The organism is Vibrio sp. 1249-1 (genome assembly GCF_033340495.1).
The window spans coordinates 1-535 of record NZ_JAWOWJ010001098.1; the positions used below are offsets into that span (position 1 = coordinate 1).

The window sequence follows — 535 nt, forward strand, 5'->3', positions numbered from 1 at the left end:
CATACCCACACCTCGAGCGTTAGCGTTAAAAGCTAAACTTGATGATTTGCTGTCTGAGTTTGATCATCTGCTTGATGATAAACCGTTCGAACCGGCAGATTGGCAAGGTGAGTTAGTTGTCGCGTCTAGTGACTATGTTGCTCAGTACGTTCTTCCAGATATCGCTTCCCATTTAAGCCAACTCGCGCCGCAACTGGATATGGCTTATCGCTTATGGCAACCAGATTTTCTCGATAAGTTGCATGAACTGGGTATCCACATCGCATCGTCCATGTACCCTTCAAAACCAGAAGGCGTTTCAAGCGTGAACATTGGTTCTGATACCTCGGTGTGTTTGATGAAAGCGTCACACCCGCTAGCGAGTTATAAAGAGCTGACGGTGGATGCTTTACTCAGCTATTCGCACATAAAAGTTACGGGTGGCGGCGATAAAGATTCAAGCACCGACACGGTTTTAAAAGAGATGGGGTTGGCGCGACATATCACATTTAAAGTCCCATTTTTCTCGGCGGCGGTTAATCGACTAGTCTCAAGT

At 46.5% G+C, this 535-nt stretch carries 1 protein-coding gene; it reads left to right on the forward strand.

What is annotated here, in order from left to right:
* Positions 1-535, forward strand: a 535-nt coding sequence (locus R7Z50_RS30665) for a LysR substrate-binding domain-containing protein (RefSeq protein ID WP_318150173.1), incomplete at both ends; no start/stop codon positions are given.